Annotated in this window: 17 protein-coding genes; 16 read left to right on the forward strand and 1 reads right to left on the reverse strand. The window is 65.2% G+C overall.

Annotated features, from left to right (window positions below; all coding sequences use genetic code 11):
- The first annotated feature begins 13 nt into the window (after positions 1-13).
- From ISS97_RS11100 to ISS97_RS11170, 15 genes are all read left to right on the forward strand, one after another.
- Positions 14-1,240: a beta-ketoacyl-ACP synthase gene (locus ISS97_RS11100; RefSeq protein ID WP_379986890.1), complete on the forward strand. Its 1,227-nt coding sequence runs from the start codon at positions 14-16 to the stop codon at positions 1,238-1,240.
- Positions 1,237-2,487: a beta-ketoacyl synthase N-terminal-like domain-containing protein gene (locus ISS97_RS11105; RefSeq protein ID WP_379986628.1), complete on the forward strand. Its 1,251-nt coding sequence runs from the start codon at positions 1,237-1,239 to the stop codon at positions 2,485-2,487. Before ISS97_RS11100 ends, ISS97_RS11105 begins: the two co-directional genes overlap by 4 nt.
- The gene (locus ISS97_RS11110) at positions 2,484-3,230 is read left to right on the forward strand and encodes a beta-ketoacyl synthase chain length factor (protein ID WP_379986627.1); all 747 of its coding nucleotides are present in this window, start codon (positions 2,484-2,486) and stop codon (positions 3,228-3,230) included. The genes ISS97_RS11105 and ISS97_RS11110 overlap by 4 nt, the downstream gene beginning before the upstream one ends.
- Positions 3,206-4,000 (forward strand): lysophospholipid acyltransferase family protein, encoded by a 795-nt coding sequence (locus ISS97_RS11115; RefSeq protein WP_379986626.1) that lies wholly within the window; start codon positions 3,206-3,208, stop codon positions 3,998-4,000. The genes ISS97_RS11110 and ISS97_RS11115 overlap by 25 nt, the downstream gene beginning before the upstream one ends.
- Entirely contained in the window at positions 3,997-4,266 is a 270-nt protein-coding gene (locus tag ISS97_RS11120; RefSeq protein WP_379986624.1) for a phosphopantetheine-binding protein, read from the forward strand. The genes ISS97_RS11115 and ISS97_RS11120 overlap by 4 nt, the downstream gene beginning before the upstream one ends.
- Positions 4,254-4,799 carry a COG4648 family protein gene (locus ISS97_RS11125; RefSeq protein ID WP_379986623.1) on the forward strand — a complete coding sequence of 182 codons (546 nt, stop codon included), beginning with the start codon at positions 4,254-4,256 and terminating at the stop codon, positions 4,797-4,799. The genes ISS97_RS11120 and ISS97_RS11125 overlap by 13 nt, the downstream gene beginning before the upstream one ends.
- 2 nt (positions 4,800-4,801) lie before the next feature.
- The gene (locus ISS97_RS11130; RefSeq protein ID WP_379986889.1) at positions 4,802-5,413 is read left to right on the forward strand and encodes an ApeI family dehydratase; all 612 of its coding nucleotides are present in this window, start codon (positions 4,802-4,804) and stop codon (positions 5,411-5,413) included.
- Positions 5,406-6,374, forward strand: a complete 969-nt coding sequence (locus tag ISS97_RS11135) for an LpxL/LpxP family acyltransferase (protein WP_379986622.1) — start codon at positions 5,406-5,408, stop codon at positions 6,372-6,374. Before ISS97_RS11130 ends, ISS97_RS11135 begins: the two co-directional genes overlap by 8 nt.
- Before the next feature lie 248 nt (positions 6,375-6,622).
- A complete protein-coding gene (locus ISS97_RS11140) occupies positions 6,623-7,126 on the forward strand; it encodes an acyl-CoA thioesterase (protein WP_379986621.1) in 504 nt (167 codons plus the stop codon).
- The gene (locus tag ISS97_RS11145) at positions 7,123-7,845 is read left to right on the forward strand and encodes a class I SAM-dependent methyltransferase (RefSeq protein ID WP_379986620.1); all 723 of its coding nucleotides are present in this window, start codon (positions 7,123-7,125) and stop codon (positions 7,843-7,845) included. Before ISS97_RS11140 ends, ISS97_RS11145 begins: the two co-directional genes overlap by 4 nt.
- A complete protein-coding gene (locus tag ISS97_RS11150; protein WP_379986619.1) occupies positions 7,842-9,032 on the forward strand; it encodes a beta-ketoacyl-[acyl-carrier-protein] synthase family protein in 1,191 nt (396 codons plus the stop codon). The genes ISS97_RS11145 and ISS97_RS11150 overlap by 4 nt, the downstream gene beginning before the upstream one ends.
- On the forward strand, positions 9,029-9,493 hold the full coding sequence (locus tag ISS97_RS11155) for a hotdog family protein (RefSeq protein ID WP_379986618.1): 465 nt from the start codon (positions 9,029-9,031) through the stop codon (positions 9,491-9,493). The genes ISS97_RS11150 and ISS97_RS11155 overlap by 4 nt, the downstream gene beginning before the upstream one ends.
- Positions 9,490-10,218 carry a 3-oxoacyl-ACP reductase FabG gene (gene fabG / locus ISS97_RS11160; protein ID WP_379986617.1) on the forward strand — a complete coding sequence of 243 codons (729 nt, stop codon included), beginning with the start codon at positions 9,490-9,492 and terminating at the stop codon, positions 10,216-10,218. The genes ISS97_RS11155 and fabG overlap by 4 nt, the downstream gene beginning before the upstream one ends.
- Positions 10,219-10,276: 58 nt before the next feature.
- The gene (locus tag ISS97_RS11165) at positions 10,277-10,717 is read left to right on the forward strand and encodes an excinuclease (protein ID WP_379986616.1); all 441 of its coding nucleotides are present in this window, start codon (positions 10,277-10,279) and stop codon (positions 10,715-10,717) included.
- Between the two features lie 153 nt (positions 10,718-10,870).
- Positions 10,871-11,713, forward strand: coding sequence for an alpha/beta hydrolase (locus ISS97_RS11170; protein ID WP_379986614.1), 843 nt, complete (start codon positions 10,871-10,873; stop codon positions 11,711-11,713).
- A gap of 30 nt (positions 11,714-11,743) precedes the next feature.
- On the opposite strand, the gene ISS97_RS11175 is transcribed toward ISS97_RS11170, so the two are convergent.
- Positions 11,744-12,277, reverse strand: coding sequence for a hypothetical protein (locus ISS97_RS11175; RefSeq protein ID WP_379986613.1), 534 nt, complete (start codon positions 12,275-12,277; stop codon positions 11,744-11,746).
- 213 nt (positions 12,278-12,490) lie between these two features.
- On the opposite strand from ISS97_RS11175, the gene ISS97_RS11180 reads away from it, so the two are divergent.
- Positions 12,491-13,648, forward strand: coding sequence for an isovaleryl-CoA dehydrogenase (locus ISS97_RS11180; protein WP_379986612.1), 1,158 nt, complete (start codon positions 12,491-12,493; stop codon positions 13,646-13,648).
- Positions 13,649-13,724 lie beyond the last annotated feature (76 nt).

Below are 13,724 nucleotides of genomic sequence, written 5' to 3' on the forward strand. Positions count from 1 at the left end.
TGGGCACATGCCGATGAAGCGCGTGGTCGTTACCGGCATCGGCGGCGTCACGCCGCTCGGCCATGACTGGCCCACCATCGCCGCGCGCCTGCGCGAGTACCGCAATGCCGTCCGGCGCATGCCGGAGTGGGATTACTTCGACGCCTTGAACGGCCGCCTCGGTTGCCCGGTGGACGATTTCCAGCTGCCGAATTGGCCGCGCAAACAGGTGCGCTCGATGGGCCGCGTGGCGCAGCTCGCCGTGGCCGCCAGCGAACGTGCGCTGCACGACGCGGGGCTGCATGGCAGCGAAGACATCCGCGATGGTCGCATGGGTGTGGCCTATGGCTCTTCCGGCGGTAGTGTGGAACCGATCCGCGCGATGGGCCACATGCTCACCACCGGCTCCATGCAGGGTGTGACCGCCACCAGCTATATCCAAATGATGGCGCACACCACGGCGGTGAATATCGGCGTGTTCTTCGGTCTCAAGGGCCGCATCGTGCCGACGTCCAGCGCCTGTACCTCGGGCAGCCAGGCTATCGGCTATGGCTACGAGGCGATCCAGCAGGGCAAGCAGACGTTGATGCTGTGTGGCGGCGCCGAGGAACTGTCCGGTCCCGGCGCGGCAGTGTTCGACACGCTGTTCGCCACCAGCACGCGCAACGATGATCCGCAGCTCACTCCACGCCCATTCGACCGTGCGCGCGACGGCCTGGTGGTAGGCGAAGGCGCCACTACCCTGGTGCTGGAGGAATACGAACACGCCCGCGCACGCGGCGCACGCATCTACGCTGAAATCATCGGCTTCGGTTGCAACTCCGATGGCAGCCACATCACCCAGCCCACCAGCGACACGATGGCGGTGGCGATGCGCATGGCCCTGAGCGATGCCGCTTTGGCGCCGGAAGCGATCGGCTACGTCAGCGCGCACGGCACCGCGACCGACCGCGGCGATGTGGCCGAGAGCCACGCCACCGCCAGCGTGCTAGGCACCGGTGTGCCGGTGAGCTCCATGAAGAGCTACGTCGGCCACACCCTCGGCGCCTGTGGCGCGCTGGAGTCGTGGTGGGCGATCGAGATGATGCGCGAAGGCTGGTTCGCACCCACCATCAACCTGCAGCAACCCGATCCGGAATGCGCGGCGCTCGATTACATCGTGGGTGAAGGCCGCCGCATCGACACGCCATACGTGATGAACAATAACTTCGCGTTCGGTGGCATCAACACCTCACTGATCTTCAAGGCCGTCGCTGCATGAGCAGTGTCGTTGCGCATCGCCAGCCGCGCGTCGTGGTGACGGGCATGGGCTCGGTGTCCTGCGTGGGCCCTGACAATACGGCTTTGCTCGATGCGCTGCGCCACACGCGCAGCGGCATCCGTTACATGGAAAGCCTTGCCGTGCTCGGTATGCGCTGCCAGATCGGCGGTCCGGTGGACACAGCCACGCTAGTGGAACCGCCACGCAAACTGCGGCGCTTTCTCCCCGCCACCACCTGGTATGCCTGGCAGGCCATGGGCGAAGCCATTACGCAGGCGGGGCTCACCTCCAGCGATCTGCAATCGCCCGGCTGCGGCCTGGTGATGGGTGGCGGCGCCGCCTTGAGCGAGCATGAGATCGCACTCGCCAGTTTCCGCGAGCGCGGCGCCGGCAAACTGTCGCCCTTCATCGTGCCGCGAGGCATGAGCAGCGCGCTCGCCGCCGGCCTCGCGCATGCCTTCGATATTGGCGGCCGCAGCCATGTGATCAGCTCGGCCTGCACCAGCGGCGCGCATGCCATCGGCCATGCGATGGAGCTGATCCAGCTGGGCAAGCAGCATGTCGTGGTGTGCGGTGGCAGCGAAGAACTGCACGACACCACCGCCTTGTGGTTCGATGCGATGGGTGCGTTGTCAGTCAACAGCAATCATCGGCCGACATCGGCCTCGCGTCCCTACGATGCACAGCGCGATGGCATTGTGTTGGCGGCGGGCGCCGGCGTGCTGGTACTCGAATCGCTCGAGCACGCCCGCGCACGCGGTGCGCGCATCCTCGCCGAGCTGTGCGGCTATGGCGCCAGTACCGATGCGCAGAGCATGGTCGGCCCCGGCGCGGCAGGCATTGCGCGCTCCATGCGCCAGGCGCTGGCCGACAACGAGCATCCCGACTACATCAACACGCATGCCTGCTCCACACCGTTGGGCGATCTCGCCGAATGGCAGGCGATCGGCACAGTATTCGCGGAACGCGATGCGGCACCGCCGCCGATGTCGTCGATCAAGGGGCTGATCGGCCACGCGCCCGGTGCGGCCGGTGCGCTGGACGCCATTGCCAGCCTGTTGATGATGGAACACGGCTTTCTGGCGGCAGGCAGCGCCGTCGAAACTGCCGACACCGACTTTGCCGAGGCGCCGCTGGTGACTGCACTGACTGCGCAGCGCGTTGGCAGCGTACTGTCCAATAGCTTCGGCTTCGGCGGCAGTTGCGCGTCGTTGCTGTTCCGCGCGTTTGATGGAGCCCACGCGTGATCGCCCTGCACGTCGCCCAATGGCGCGCCTGGGCGCCCTCGCTGCAGAGCGACGAAGACTGGCTGGCCTGGGCGCAATCGCCATGGACACCAGCCGACCAGGGTGAGCAGCCCGACTGCGCCTTCCTGCCACCCATGCAGCGCCGCCGCCTCAGCCGCATGGCACGCATGGCGATGGAAGTGGCCTGGCCGCTGTGCGGCGAGGACGAGCAGTTGCCGTTGGTATTCGCTTCGCGCCACGGTGAAATCCAGCGCACGTATGCGCTGCTCGGTGACGTCGCCGATAAGCAGCCGCTGTCGCCCACCCAGTTCGGTCTGTCGGTGCACAACGCCATCGCTGGCCAATGGTCGATCCTGCGTGGACAGCGCGGCGAATCCAGCGCCATCGCGGGCGAAATCGATGCCTTCGAGCATGCCATGCTCGAAGCCGCCACCCTGCTCGACCAGGGCGCACCGGCAGCCATCGTCGTGTTCGCCGAGGAGCGGCCGCCAGCCGCCTATGACGGCCTGATCGATGATGTGCCGTTCTCTTATGCATTGGCACTGCGCGTAGGCAAAGGCCAGCCGGAACGTCCCGAGCCGGTCAACGCGCATTGGCAGTTGCGGCTCGAACGCAACACGGCCGAAGCCCTCGCCAGCGAGTGGCCGCATGCGCTCGCGTTCCTGCGCGCACTGCATACACCGCGCGCTGTGCTTGATCACCGATGGAAGATGCGACGATGGATCTGGCAGCCGCTCCCTTGAGCGCGCGCAGGCGCGACTTCTATCCGTGGCGGCTGGTCGCGACCGGCCTCAGCTTCCTGTTCTTCGGCATCGGCGGGCTGCTGCTGCGGCTCGTATGGTTTCCGCTGCTCTCGCTGCTGCCGGGAGGGCCGCTGGCGCATCGTCGTCGCGTGCGCGCCGCGATCAGCCGCGCGTTCTGGCTGCATGCGCAATTCATGTATCGCACCGGCGTGCTGACGTTCGAGGTGGACGGCGCCGAGCGCCTCGGCCGGCCGGGACAGATGGTAATCGCCAACCACCCCTCGCTGATCGACGTCGTCTTCCTGATCTCGCAGATCCGCGATGCCAACTGCATCGTCAAGCAAGGCCTGTGGCGCAACCCCTGCATGCGCGGCCCGATCAGCACCGCCGAATACATCAGCAATAACGGCAGCCCGGAAATGCTGGAACAGGCGGCCGATGTGCTGCGCGAAGGGCAGACCCTGGTCGTGTTTCCCGAGGGCACTCGCACCACGCCCGGACAGGCGCCGGTGTTTCATCGCGGCGCCGCGGCGATCGCACTGCGCGGCGCGCGCGTCATCACCCCGGTGTTCATCACCGTGCGGCCGACCACGCTGACCAAGGCCGAGCCCTGGTACAGCATTCCTTACCGCCGCACACAGGTGCGCCTGCGCGTGGGTGCGGATATCGATCCGGCCACATTCAATGCGGACGCGCCTCTGCCGATAGCCTCACGCCGGCTCAACGAGCACTTGCAACACCTTTACCTCAAGGAACTCGCTTCGTCATGAACGCATTGCAACAGGATATTGCGCAGCTGATCATCGACACCCTCAACCTAGAGGACCTGCAGGCCGCCGACATTCCGCCGGAGCAGCCGCTGTTTGGTCAGGGACTGGGACTGGATTCGGTGGATGCGCTGGAACTGGCGCTGGCGCTGCAAAAGCGCTACGACATCCAGATCGCGTCCGATTCGCGTGACGCGCGCCAGCATTTCGCCACGGTGGCGAGCCTGGCTGCTTTCGTCGAGGCACAACGGGCCGCATGCGCAAGCTAATGCCACTGCTATTGCCCGTGCTCGGGCTGCTGTATCCATTCCTGGTGTATTTCGGAATGGAGCACGTCTCTACGCCGCTGTTCGCGCTGATTCTCGGTGCGGTGTGGCTGATCCGCGCGCCCGGCCTGCTGAAACAGCCCGGCGGCCGCTGGATGGTGGGTGCCGCGCTGGCTTATTGCGTCCTGCTCGCCTTCAGCGGCGAAGCGACGATGCTGCGCTGGTATCCGACCCTGATCAGCGCGCTGCTGTTGTTCGTGTTCGGCATCAGCCTGCGCTTTGGACCGCCGATGGTGGAACGCATCGCACGCGTCAGCAATCCGGTGTTGCCGCCGGAAGCGATTCCGTACACGCGTAAGGTCACCTGGGCGTGGGTGGGTTTCTTCGTGTTCAACGGCCTGATGTCCAGCGCGCTCACCCTGTGGGCGCCGCTGGGATGGTGGACGCTGTACAACGGCTTCATCGCCTACCTGATCATGGGCGTGCTGTTCGGTGGGGAATGGTTGCTGCGCCGACGCCTCGGGAAAGCGGCGTGAGCATGGCATCGGCGATCGCGACCACGCTCGGCGCACACCCCTGGGTGGCGCACGCTGCCGTGGGCGATGCCGGTGTATGCCTGATGTTGAGCGCCGAGGGCATCGCCGCGCTGCGCGGCCAGGGGCGGCAAGCATGCCTCGGTGCGCTGCGCGACCATCTCGCCGCCCACGCTCTTGGCATACCCACACATTGGCGCTTGTGCGATCAATGGAATGCGGTTCAAAGCGCCGCACAGATCGATGCCCTGCTCGCCCAGCCGCGTGCTGAACATCCGCTGCTGCTGGCTGACCATACGCAAGGCCATGAGAGTGCGCTGGAACTGCTGATACCACTGGACCTGCGTCACTTCGCCGATCACTTCCCGCATCTGCCGGTGTTGCCCGGCGTGGTGCAGCTGGCCTGGGCTCTCGAGTTCGCGGCGGCACGGCTGGATACGCCCAAGGCATGCCGTCGCATGGAGATGCTCAAGTTCCAGCGTCTGCTGCGACCGGGCGATCGTGTGCAACTGCGATTGCGGCACGACGCGACAGCACACCGGCTGCACTTCGCCTATCAGCTGGGCGACATCGAAGCTTCGTCCGGCCGCTTCGCGTGGGAGGCCGCGCATGGCTGAGCCGCTCCCGCCGCAACGTCATTGGGCTACGCAGAAGGAACGCGGCAGCTTCATCCTGATGAAGTTCACCGCCATGGCGGCGCGGCGCCTGAGCCGGCGCGCCATCTCCCCGCTGCTGCATGTGATCGTGCTGTATTTCTTTATCTTCAGCGGCCGCACCCGCCGCGCAGTGCGGCAATATCAAGCGCGCCTTGCGGCGTGGAGCGGGCGCCCCGCACTGCGCCCGCGCTTGCGCTCGGTGTTCGGCCAGTACATGGCCTTCGCCGATTGCCTGCTGGACCGGCTGGATGTGTGGAACGGCAAGCTCCGGCTGGAACATGTGGAGCTGCGCGATCCCGATGGCGTCCGCACGCAGCTGTTGGCGAGCCAGCACAGCGGCCGCGGGCAGATCCTGGTGTGCACGCATCTGGGCAACCTGGATGTCTGCCGCGCCATGGCCGAACTGGGTGAGCAGGTGCCGCTCAACGTGCTGGTGCACAACCGCCATGTCAGCCGCTTCAACCGACTCCTGGGCGAAGCCGGCGAGCAGCGCATGCGCCTGATCCAGGTGAGCGAACTGGACACCGCGCTGATGATGGATCTGTCACAGCGCATCGATCGTGGCGAATGGCTGGCGATCGCCGGCGACCGCGTGCCGCTGCATGGCGAACGCTGCGTCAGCGTGGATTTCATGGGCCACATTGCGCCCTTCCCCCAGGGCCCCTGGCTGATGGCCGGCCTGCTGCGCTGCCCGGTCAACTTGATCTGTTGCCTGAAAGTGGATGGCCGTTACCGCATCCATCTGGAACGCTTTATCGATGCGCCGACCTGGGCACGCGGGCAGCGCGATGAAGCCATTCGCGGCTGGGTGCAGGGCTATGCCGAGCGACTGGCGCAGCGTTGCCTGGAGGCGCCGCAGCAATGGTTCAACTTCTACCCCTACTGGCAAACGCCGAACGCGGAGACCGAGCATGCGCGCTAAAGGCGTTCCTAGAGCCTGTTCACTATCTTTGCGTGGCACGCGCCGGGATCTGTTTGCGCGCAGGGCAAGGAAGAACGAGGGCGTGTACGTCCGTACACAACCGAGTGATGACGCCGCCATGCGGGCAAACAGACCCGGCCCGCAGGGTTGCTCCTCTGTGGGCGCCATGCGGCGGTGCGCGGCTTGGCCTGACAGCCGTCAGGCACTGCGCCACGCCCCACCACCTGACGCCCACAGAGGAGCAACGCGTGCTACGCAAAGATAGTGAACAGGCTCTCAGCACCGAGATCGAGGTGCTGGTGCCATTCTTCGACGTGGATTCGATGGACGTGGTCTGGCACGGCCATTACGTGAAGTATCTGGAGATAGCGCGCTGCGCGCTGCTCGACGAGATCGGCCACAACTACACGCAGATGAAAGCCGCCGGCTATGTATGGCCGGTGATCGACCTGCAACTGCGTTACGCACGCGCCGCTCGTTTCGGCCAGCGCGTAATCGTGCGCGCCGAACTGATCGAATGGCGAAACCGGCTCAAAGTGAACTATCTGATCAGCGACGCGCAGACCGGTGAGCGCATGACTCGCGCCAGCACCGTGCAGGTGGCTGTAACCACCCAGGGTGAAATGCAGTTGCTTTCACCGCGCGTGTTCACCGATATCGTCGAACGCCGCCTGGCGTCGATGGCCGCCGATAACCACACCGTGTCGCAGGCAACGGCCGTCGACGCCGCACCGATGATGACCGACGCATGACTTACGCCAGCGCCACTTATGTGCCGGAAACTCGCCTGGGTTTCCAGTTTCTGCGCACGCATACCTGGCAGCATCACGTGCTGCGTGTAGCCATCAACGATCTCAAGCGCCTGATCGGCGAACCGTTGCCACAGGGTGGCGTGCTGCTCGACGTGGGCTGCGGCCAGGGCCGCTCGTTCCGACTGCTGCGTGATGCGTTCCGACCGGATCGGATGATCGGGCTGGACGCCGACCCGCACAGCCTCGCATTGGCGCGCGACGAAGCGCAGCGCGAAGGGATTGAGGCCGAGCTGGTCACCGGGGACTGCGCGCGCATCGAACTGCCCGACGCCAGCGTCGACATCGTGTTCTGCCACCAGACCTTTCATCACCTGGTGGAGCAGGAGCGTGCGCTGGCCGAGTTCTGGCGCGTGCTGAAACCGGGCGGCCTGCTGTTGTTCGCCGAATCGACCAAGGCTTATATCGATACCTGGGTGATCCGCTGGTTCTTCCGTCACCCGATGGAGGTGCAGAAGAGCGCGGATGAATATCTCGCCATGCTGCGCGGACAGGGCTTCGCGTTCGAGCATCGCCACGTATCCCTGCCCTATCTGTGGTGGAGCCGTTCGAGCGATTTCGGACTGCTGGAACGCTGGGGTCTGCGCACACCGCCGCCCCCCGGTCAGCGCGAAGAGACCCTCGTCAACGTGGCGGCGCGCAAACCGCTTTCAGACACATGAAGACCTACCTCAACGAACTCGGTGTGGTGTGCGCGCTGGGCGCCGGCAAAGCCGCCGTCGCCGAGGCGCTGTTCGCCGGTGATCACAGCGGCATTCGCCAGGAGACCGGCTGGCTGCCGGATCGTGCGCTACCGCTGGGCGCTGTGCGCATGGAACTGCCACCCGTCCCTGCCGCGCTGGCTGGATGCCGCGATAATCGCAACAACCGCCTGCTGCTCGCTGCCGCGCTGGAGATCGAAATACCCATCCGCGCCGCCATGGCACGTTACGGCAGCGAGCGCATCGGTGTGATCATCGGCACCAGCACCACCGGCATCGATGAGGCATGCCACGGTATCGCCGCTTATCGCCGCGATGGCGCATGGCCGGCGGACTATCGCTATGCCCACCAGGAGCTGGGCGCGCCCGCCGAGTTCCTGGCCGAATGGCTGGATCTGGCCGGCCCCTGCTACGGTATTTCCACCGCCTGCACCTCGGGGGCACGTGCGCTGCTGAGCGCGCGGCGCCTGCTGCGCATGGGCGTGTGCGATGCCGTGCTGTGCGGTGGCGCGGACACGCTGGCCGGCTTGCCGACCAATGGTTTCCACGCGCTGGAAGCGCTGGACGACGAACGTTGCCAGCCGTTCTCACGCCATCGCCGTGGCATCAATATCGGCGAAGCGTCGGCGCTGTTCCTGATGACGCGCGAACCCGGTCCGGTGGAGCTGCTGGGCGGCGGCGCCAGCTCCGATGCGTATCACATGTCCTCGCCCGATCCGCAGGGACTCGGCGCGCAGCAGGCCATGCGCGAGGCATTGCGCGACGCCGGGCTGGACGCCGCGCAGATCGACTATCTCAATCTGCACGGCACCGCGACCGAACATAACGATGCGATGGAAAGCCAGGCGGTGGCGGCGGTGTTCGCGCACGGCGTGCCCTGCTCGTCCACCAAGTCGATGACCGGCCACACGCTGGGCGCTGCTGGTGCGCTGGAAGCCGCATTCTGTTGGCTCAGCTTGCGCGACCCGCAAGACGAACGCCGCCTCCCGCCGCAGGTGTGGGATGGCGTGGCCGACCCCGCCTTGCCGATCCTGACCTTCACCGGGACAGGCAGCCACCTGCCGGTTGGTGGCCCTCGCCGTCTGATGAGCAACTCCTTCGCTTTCGGCGGCAACAACGCCTGCGTAGTGCTGGGAGACGCAACGTGACACTGCCGCCGATCGCCGAGGTGCTGCCGCATACGGGCGACATGATCCTGCTCGATCGCGTGATCGAACTGGCGGCCGAACGCATCGTATGCACGCGCACCGTGCGCGCCGGCAACACCTTCGTCGAAAGCGACGGCACCTTGCCGGCATGGGTCGGTATCGAGCTGATGGCACAGACCATCGCGACATGGGCGGGCTGTCATGCGCGGGCGGCCGGCGAACCGATCCGCCTTGGCTTTCTGCTCGGCGCACGGCAATACCAGTGCGATGTGGATGCCTTCTCCGCCGACAGCGAGCTGCGCATCGAGGCCGTGCGCCACTTCCACGACGAGGACGGCATGGGCGTGTTCGCCTGCCGCATCGACGCGACCGGCGGGCATGCCGAAGCACGCCTCACTGTCTTCAGCCCACCGGATGCAGCTACCTTCGCCGCATACGACGCACAGGAATCACGCTCATGACCAACACTATTCTGGTCACCGGCTCCAGCCGCGGCATCGGCCGCGCTATCGCCCTGCGCCTGGCTGCCGCCGGCCACGACCTGGTGCTGCACTGCCGCTCGCGCCGTGACGAGGCCGAAGCGGTGCAATCCAGCATCCAGGCGCTGGGCCGGCAAGCGCGCATCCTGCAATTCGACATCGCCGACCGCGCCGCCTGCGCCGCTGCACTTGAAGCAGACGTAGGCGAGCATGGTGCGTATTACGGCGTGGTCTGCAATGCCGGCCTGACCCGCGATGGCGCTTTCCCCGCGCTCACTGGTGACGACTGGGATCAGGTGCTGCGCACCAATCTGGACGGTTTCTATAACGTGCTGCATCCGCTGATCATGCCGATGATCCGCCGCCGTACGCCGGGGCGCATCGTCTGTATCACTTCGGTGTCCGGCCTGATCGGCAATCGCGGGCAGGTAAATTACAGCGCGTCGAAGGCCGGCGTGATCGGCGCCGCCAAGGCGCTGGCGATTGAACTGGCCAAGCGCAAGATCACCGTGAACTGCGTGGCACCGGGACTGATCGACACCGACATGCTCGATGCCGAACTGCCGCTGGAAGAAATCCTCGCGATGATCCCGATGCAGCGCATGGGCACGCCCGATGAAGTCGCCGCCGCCGTGCAGTTCCTGGTGAGCCCGGAGGCCGGTTACATCACCCGACAAGTCCTGGCCGTGAACGGCGGCTTGTGCTGAAAGCGAAGGAGTCCTTCCTCGCCGTTGTTGTTCCACCCACTCAAGGAGATCGACCCGCATGAAAGCAAAACACCTCAGCCTGAGCGCCCTGTTCCTGTTCGCCCTGCCCGCCGTGAGCATGGCGGCCGACAAGGTCGTGCATCTGCCGTTCGAGCAGGTCGTGGCCGAAGCGCAGAAGAGCGGCAAGCTCGATGGCAGTGTGAAGTTCTACCTGGCCGGCGACGCGGCGGGCAGCAAGGCTACCGTGATCAAGGATGTCGACGTCAGCCGCAAGACCAATGCCTTCGGCAAGAAGGACGACGTGTCCTGCGACTGGGTGCTGCAGAGCGTTTTGATCGGCCTGCAAGACCAGGCCAAGGCGGCCGGCGCCAATGCCGTGGTGGACATTGTGAGCGACTACAACGGCGCGACCTACCGTGACAGCGAGAAGTACGAATGCCACGTCGGCTTTCTGATGTCCGGCGTGCAGTTGAAGGGCAAGCTGGCCAAAGTGCACTGAGGTCACGACGGGCGCATTCCACGGAGTGCGCCCGTTTCCGGCCGGCCACATGCGCGGTCAGCTTGCGCGAATGCCGAAGCACGGAAGCCGCTCTATTCCACGTAAGCGTCACTACCTCACTGGCACGCTCGCCCGCATTTCGGGAGACCCGACATGCGCCGAGTTCTTGCGATCCTCATGCCCCTGCTTCTCGCCTGCCCGGCCTACGCACAGACGCTGAAACTGTGGCCCGGCGCCGCGCCGGGCTCGGAGCACTGGACGCAGAAGGAGCAGGTCGAAAAGAACACACCGGTCGGCACGGTGATCATCGATGTGGTGACACCCACGCTTACCGCTTATCTTCCCGAGCGCGCCAAGGCCACCGGGACCGGCGTGATCATTGCGCCGGGTGGCGCCTTCGTGGCTCTGGCCATCGACCATGAAGGCAACGACGTGGCGCGCTGGCTGCAACGCAAAGGCATCGCTGCGTTCGTACTCAAGTACCGCGTGGTGGAGAAGCGCCAGGAAGGCATACCCGCCGATCTCGATATGGATCAGGCCGGCCAGTACGGCATCGCCGATGGCATTCAGGCCGTCAAGCTGGTGCGGCAACATGCGGCAGCCTGGGGCATCGCGCCGAACAGAGTGGGCTTCATCGGCTTCTCGGCCGGCGCGATGGTAGCCAGCAGCGCCCTGCTTCAACCGGATGCCGCCGCACGCCCCGATTTCGTCGCGCTGATCTATGGCGCACCCTTCGGCCGCATGCCGGCCATCCCGGCGAAACTGCCGCCGATCTTCATGGCCTGGGCGCAGGACGATCCGGTGGCGCTCGACGCCGTCACTCGCTTCTACGATGCGCTGAAGAACGCGGGCTATAAACCGGAAGCGCATATCTTCAGCTCGGGCAGCCACGGCTTCGGTATGCACAAACAGGGAACCAGCAGCGATCATTGGATCGATGCATATTACGGCTGGCTGGAAACGCTGGGCTTCACCAAGCGCCCTGGCCAGCGTTGAATCCGGCTATGCCGATAAGGCAGAGAGACCCTAAGCGGTCTGGCCCACCGCGTGACCGGGATAGACCGGAAAGCCTTGCATGGCTTGTTCGAGATCCGCACCAAAGCGCATGAGCTGCCCAGGCGTCACCAGGAACAACGCGCTGTTGCGCGTGCGGTACTCGTCGACTTGCCGGTCCGCCGCGGCATAGATCTGCGGATCCAACAGCACCACTGTTACCGCCGTCATGTCGTCGCGCAGCGGGCGCTGCAGGTACAGCCCCACGCAATCGCCGTCGGCGCATAGATGCAGTTCGGTACGCTCGCCCGCCAGAAACGCCGGCAATTTTCCGTGCCACGCCTGCAGATCCACCGCGGAAAGCAGCGCGCCCTTCGCACGCAATTCGCGTTGCTCTGTCTTGCAATGCGCATCCGCCATCAATGCATTGCGGCACCAGGCATTCGATGCGTCGGGCGCATGACGATGCAGCAGGGTCAGCCGCAGGCCACCCAGCTCGAGCGTCATCGGTACCGTGGAATTCGCCCCCGGCACCTGGCTTTGCCGTCGGCGCAGGACCATCCACACGAACAAGCCTCCGAGCAGCGCCGGAAGCACAAAAAGACCCCTCACATCCATAGCCCCCGAACTGCCCCTACCGCTTATGTGGCGCCACTTTGAGCCAGTCAGGGGCATTCCGCAATCGGACGATTTCCGACCCACTGTGATGCGCTGCGCCAAGGCCCGGCGGGCCGCGTGAGCTACCATTTTAATCCCCCCTATGCCTTGCCGGAGTCTGCGATGCGCCCGTTTCCCCTCGGTGAAGAGATCGACCTGCTGCGCGAAAGCGTTCACGCCTTCGCGGAAAAGGAGATCGCACCGCGCGCCACGCAGATCGACCACGACAACGTCTTCCCCGCCGACCTGTGGCGTAAGTTTGGCGAAATGGGGCTGCTCGGCGTAACCATTCCCGAAGCTTACGGTGGCACCGGGATGGGCTTCCTGGCGCATATGGTCGCGATGGAAGAGATCTCCCGCGCCTCGGGTTCGGTGGGCCTGTCCTACGGTGCGCACTCCAACCTTTGCGTGCAGAACATTTTCCACAACGGCAATGAAGCGCAGCGTCGCAAGTACATCCCCAAGCTGTGTAGCGGCGAGTACGTCGGTGCGCTGGCGATGAGCGAGCCCGGTGCCGGCTCCGACGTGGTCGGCTCGATGAGCTGCAAGGCCGAACAGAAAGGTGACGTGTGGGTCGCCAATGGTTCCAAGATGTGGATCACCAACGGCCCCGACGCCGACGTGCTGCTGGTGTACATGCGTACCGCGCCGCGCGCCGCCGGTAGCCGTTGCATGACCGCCTTCATCGTCGAGAAGGGCATGAAAGGTTTCAGCACCGCGCAGAAGCTGGACAAGCTTGGCATGCGTGGCTCCAACACCTGCGAGCTGGTGTTCGAGGATTGCGAGATCCCCGCCGAAAACATCGTGGGTGAGGTGAACGAAGGTGTGCGCGTGCTGATGAGCGGCCTCGACACCGAACGCCTGGTGCTTTCCGGCGGCCCCATCGGCCTGATGCAGGCGGCAATGGATCTCACCCTGCCCTACGTGCGCGAACGCAAGCAGTTCAACGCCCCCATCGGCACCTTCGGTCTGATGCAGGGCAAGGTGGCCGATATGTACACCGCGCTACAGTCATCGCGTGGCTTCGCCTACATGGTTGCGCAGCAGTTCGACAGCGGCTCCAAGTCGCGCATCGATCCTGCCGCGTGTTTGCTCAATGCCTCGCAGAATGCGGTCAAGGTAGCCCTCGAAGCCATCCAGGCGCTCGGCGGCAACGGCTACATCAACGAGTTCCCCGCCGGCCGCCTGCTGCGCGACGCCAAGCTTTATGAGATCGGTGCGGGTACCAATGAAATCCGCCGCATGCTGATCGGCCGCGAGCTGTTCCACGGCAAGTCGTAAATAGAAAGTTCGGCTTACACGACCGGCATCGCGAATGGCTTACGCTGATCGCGATGCCGGCATGACGAAGGACCGC

The organism is Dyella koreensis, assembly GCF_044904565.1.
Lineage (GTDB): Bacteria > Pseudomonadota > Gammaproteobacteria > Xanthomonadales > Rhodanobacteraceae > Dyella_D > Dyella_D koreensis.

Coding starts and splice junctions, on each gene's coding strand:
- ISS97_RS11100 (WP_379986890.1), top strand. CDS start 14: ATGAAGCGCGTGGTCGTTACCGGCATCGGCGGCGTCACGCCGCTCGGC.
- ISS97_RS11105 (WP_379986628.1), top strand. CDS start 1,237: ATGAGCAGTGTCGTTGCGCATCGCCAGCCGCGCGTCGTGGTGACGGGC.
- ISS97_RS11115 (WP_379986626.1), top strand. CDS start 3,206: ATGGATCTGGCAGCCGCTCCCTTGAGCGCGCGCAGGCGCGACTTCTAT.
- ISS97_RS11120 (WP_379986624.1), top strand. CDS start 3,997: ATGAACGCATTGCAACAGGATATTGCGCAGCTGATCATCGACACCCTC.
- ISS97_RS11125 (WP_379986623.1), top strand. CDS start 4,254: ATGCGCAAGCTAATGCCACTGCTATTGCCCGTGCTCGGGCTGCTGTAT.
- ISS97_RS11130 (WP_379986889.1), top strand. CDS start 4,802: ATGGCATCGGCGATCGCGACCACGCTCGGCGCACACCCCTGGGTGGCG.
- ISS97_RS11135 (WP_379986622.1), top strand. CDS start 5,406: ATGGCTGAGCCGCTCCCGCCGCAACGTCATTGGGCTACGCAGAAGGAA.
- ISS97_RS11145 (WP_379986620.1), top strand. CDS start 7,123: ATGACTTACGCCAGCGCCACTTATGTGCCGGAAACTCGCCTGGGTTTC.
- ISS97_RS11150 (WP_379986619.1), top strand. CDS start 7,842: ATGAAGACCTACCTCAACGAACTCGGTGTGGTGTGCGCGCTGGGCGCC.
- fabG (WP_379986617.1), top strand. CDS start 9,490: ATGACCAACACTATTCTGGTCACCGGCTCCAGCCGCGGCATCGGCCGC.
- ISS97_RS11165 (WP_379986616.1), top strand. CDS start 10,277: ATGAAAGCAAAACACCTCAGCCTGAGCGCCCTGTTCCTGTTCGCCCTG.
- ISS97_RS11170 (WP_379986614.1), top strand. CDS start 10,871: ATGCGCCGAGTTCTTGCGATCCTCATGCCCCTGCTTCTCGCCTGCCCG.
- ISS97_RS11180 (WP_379986612.1), top strand. CDS start 12,491: ATGCGCCCGTTTCCCCTCGGTGAAGAGATCGACCTGCTGCGCGAAAGC.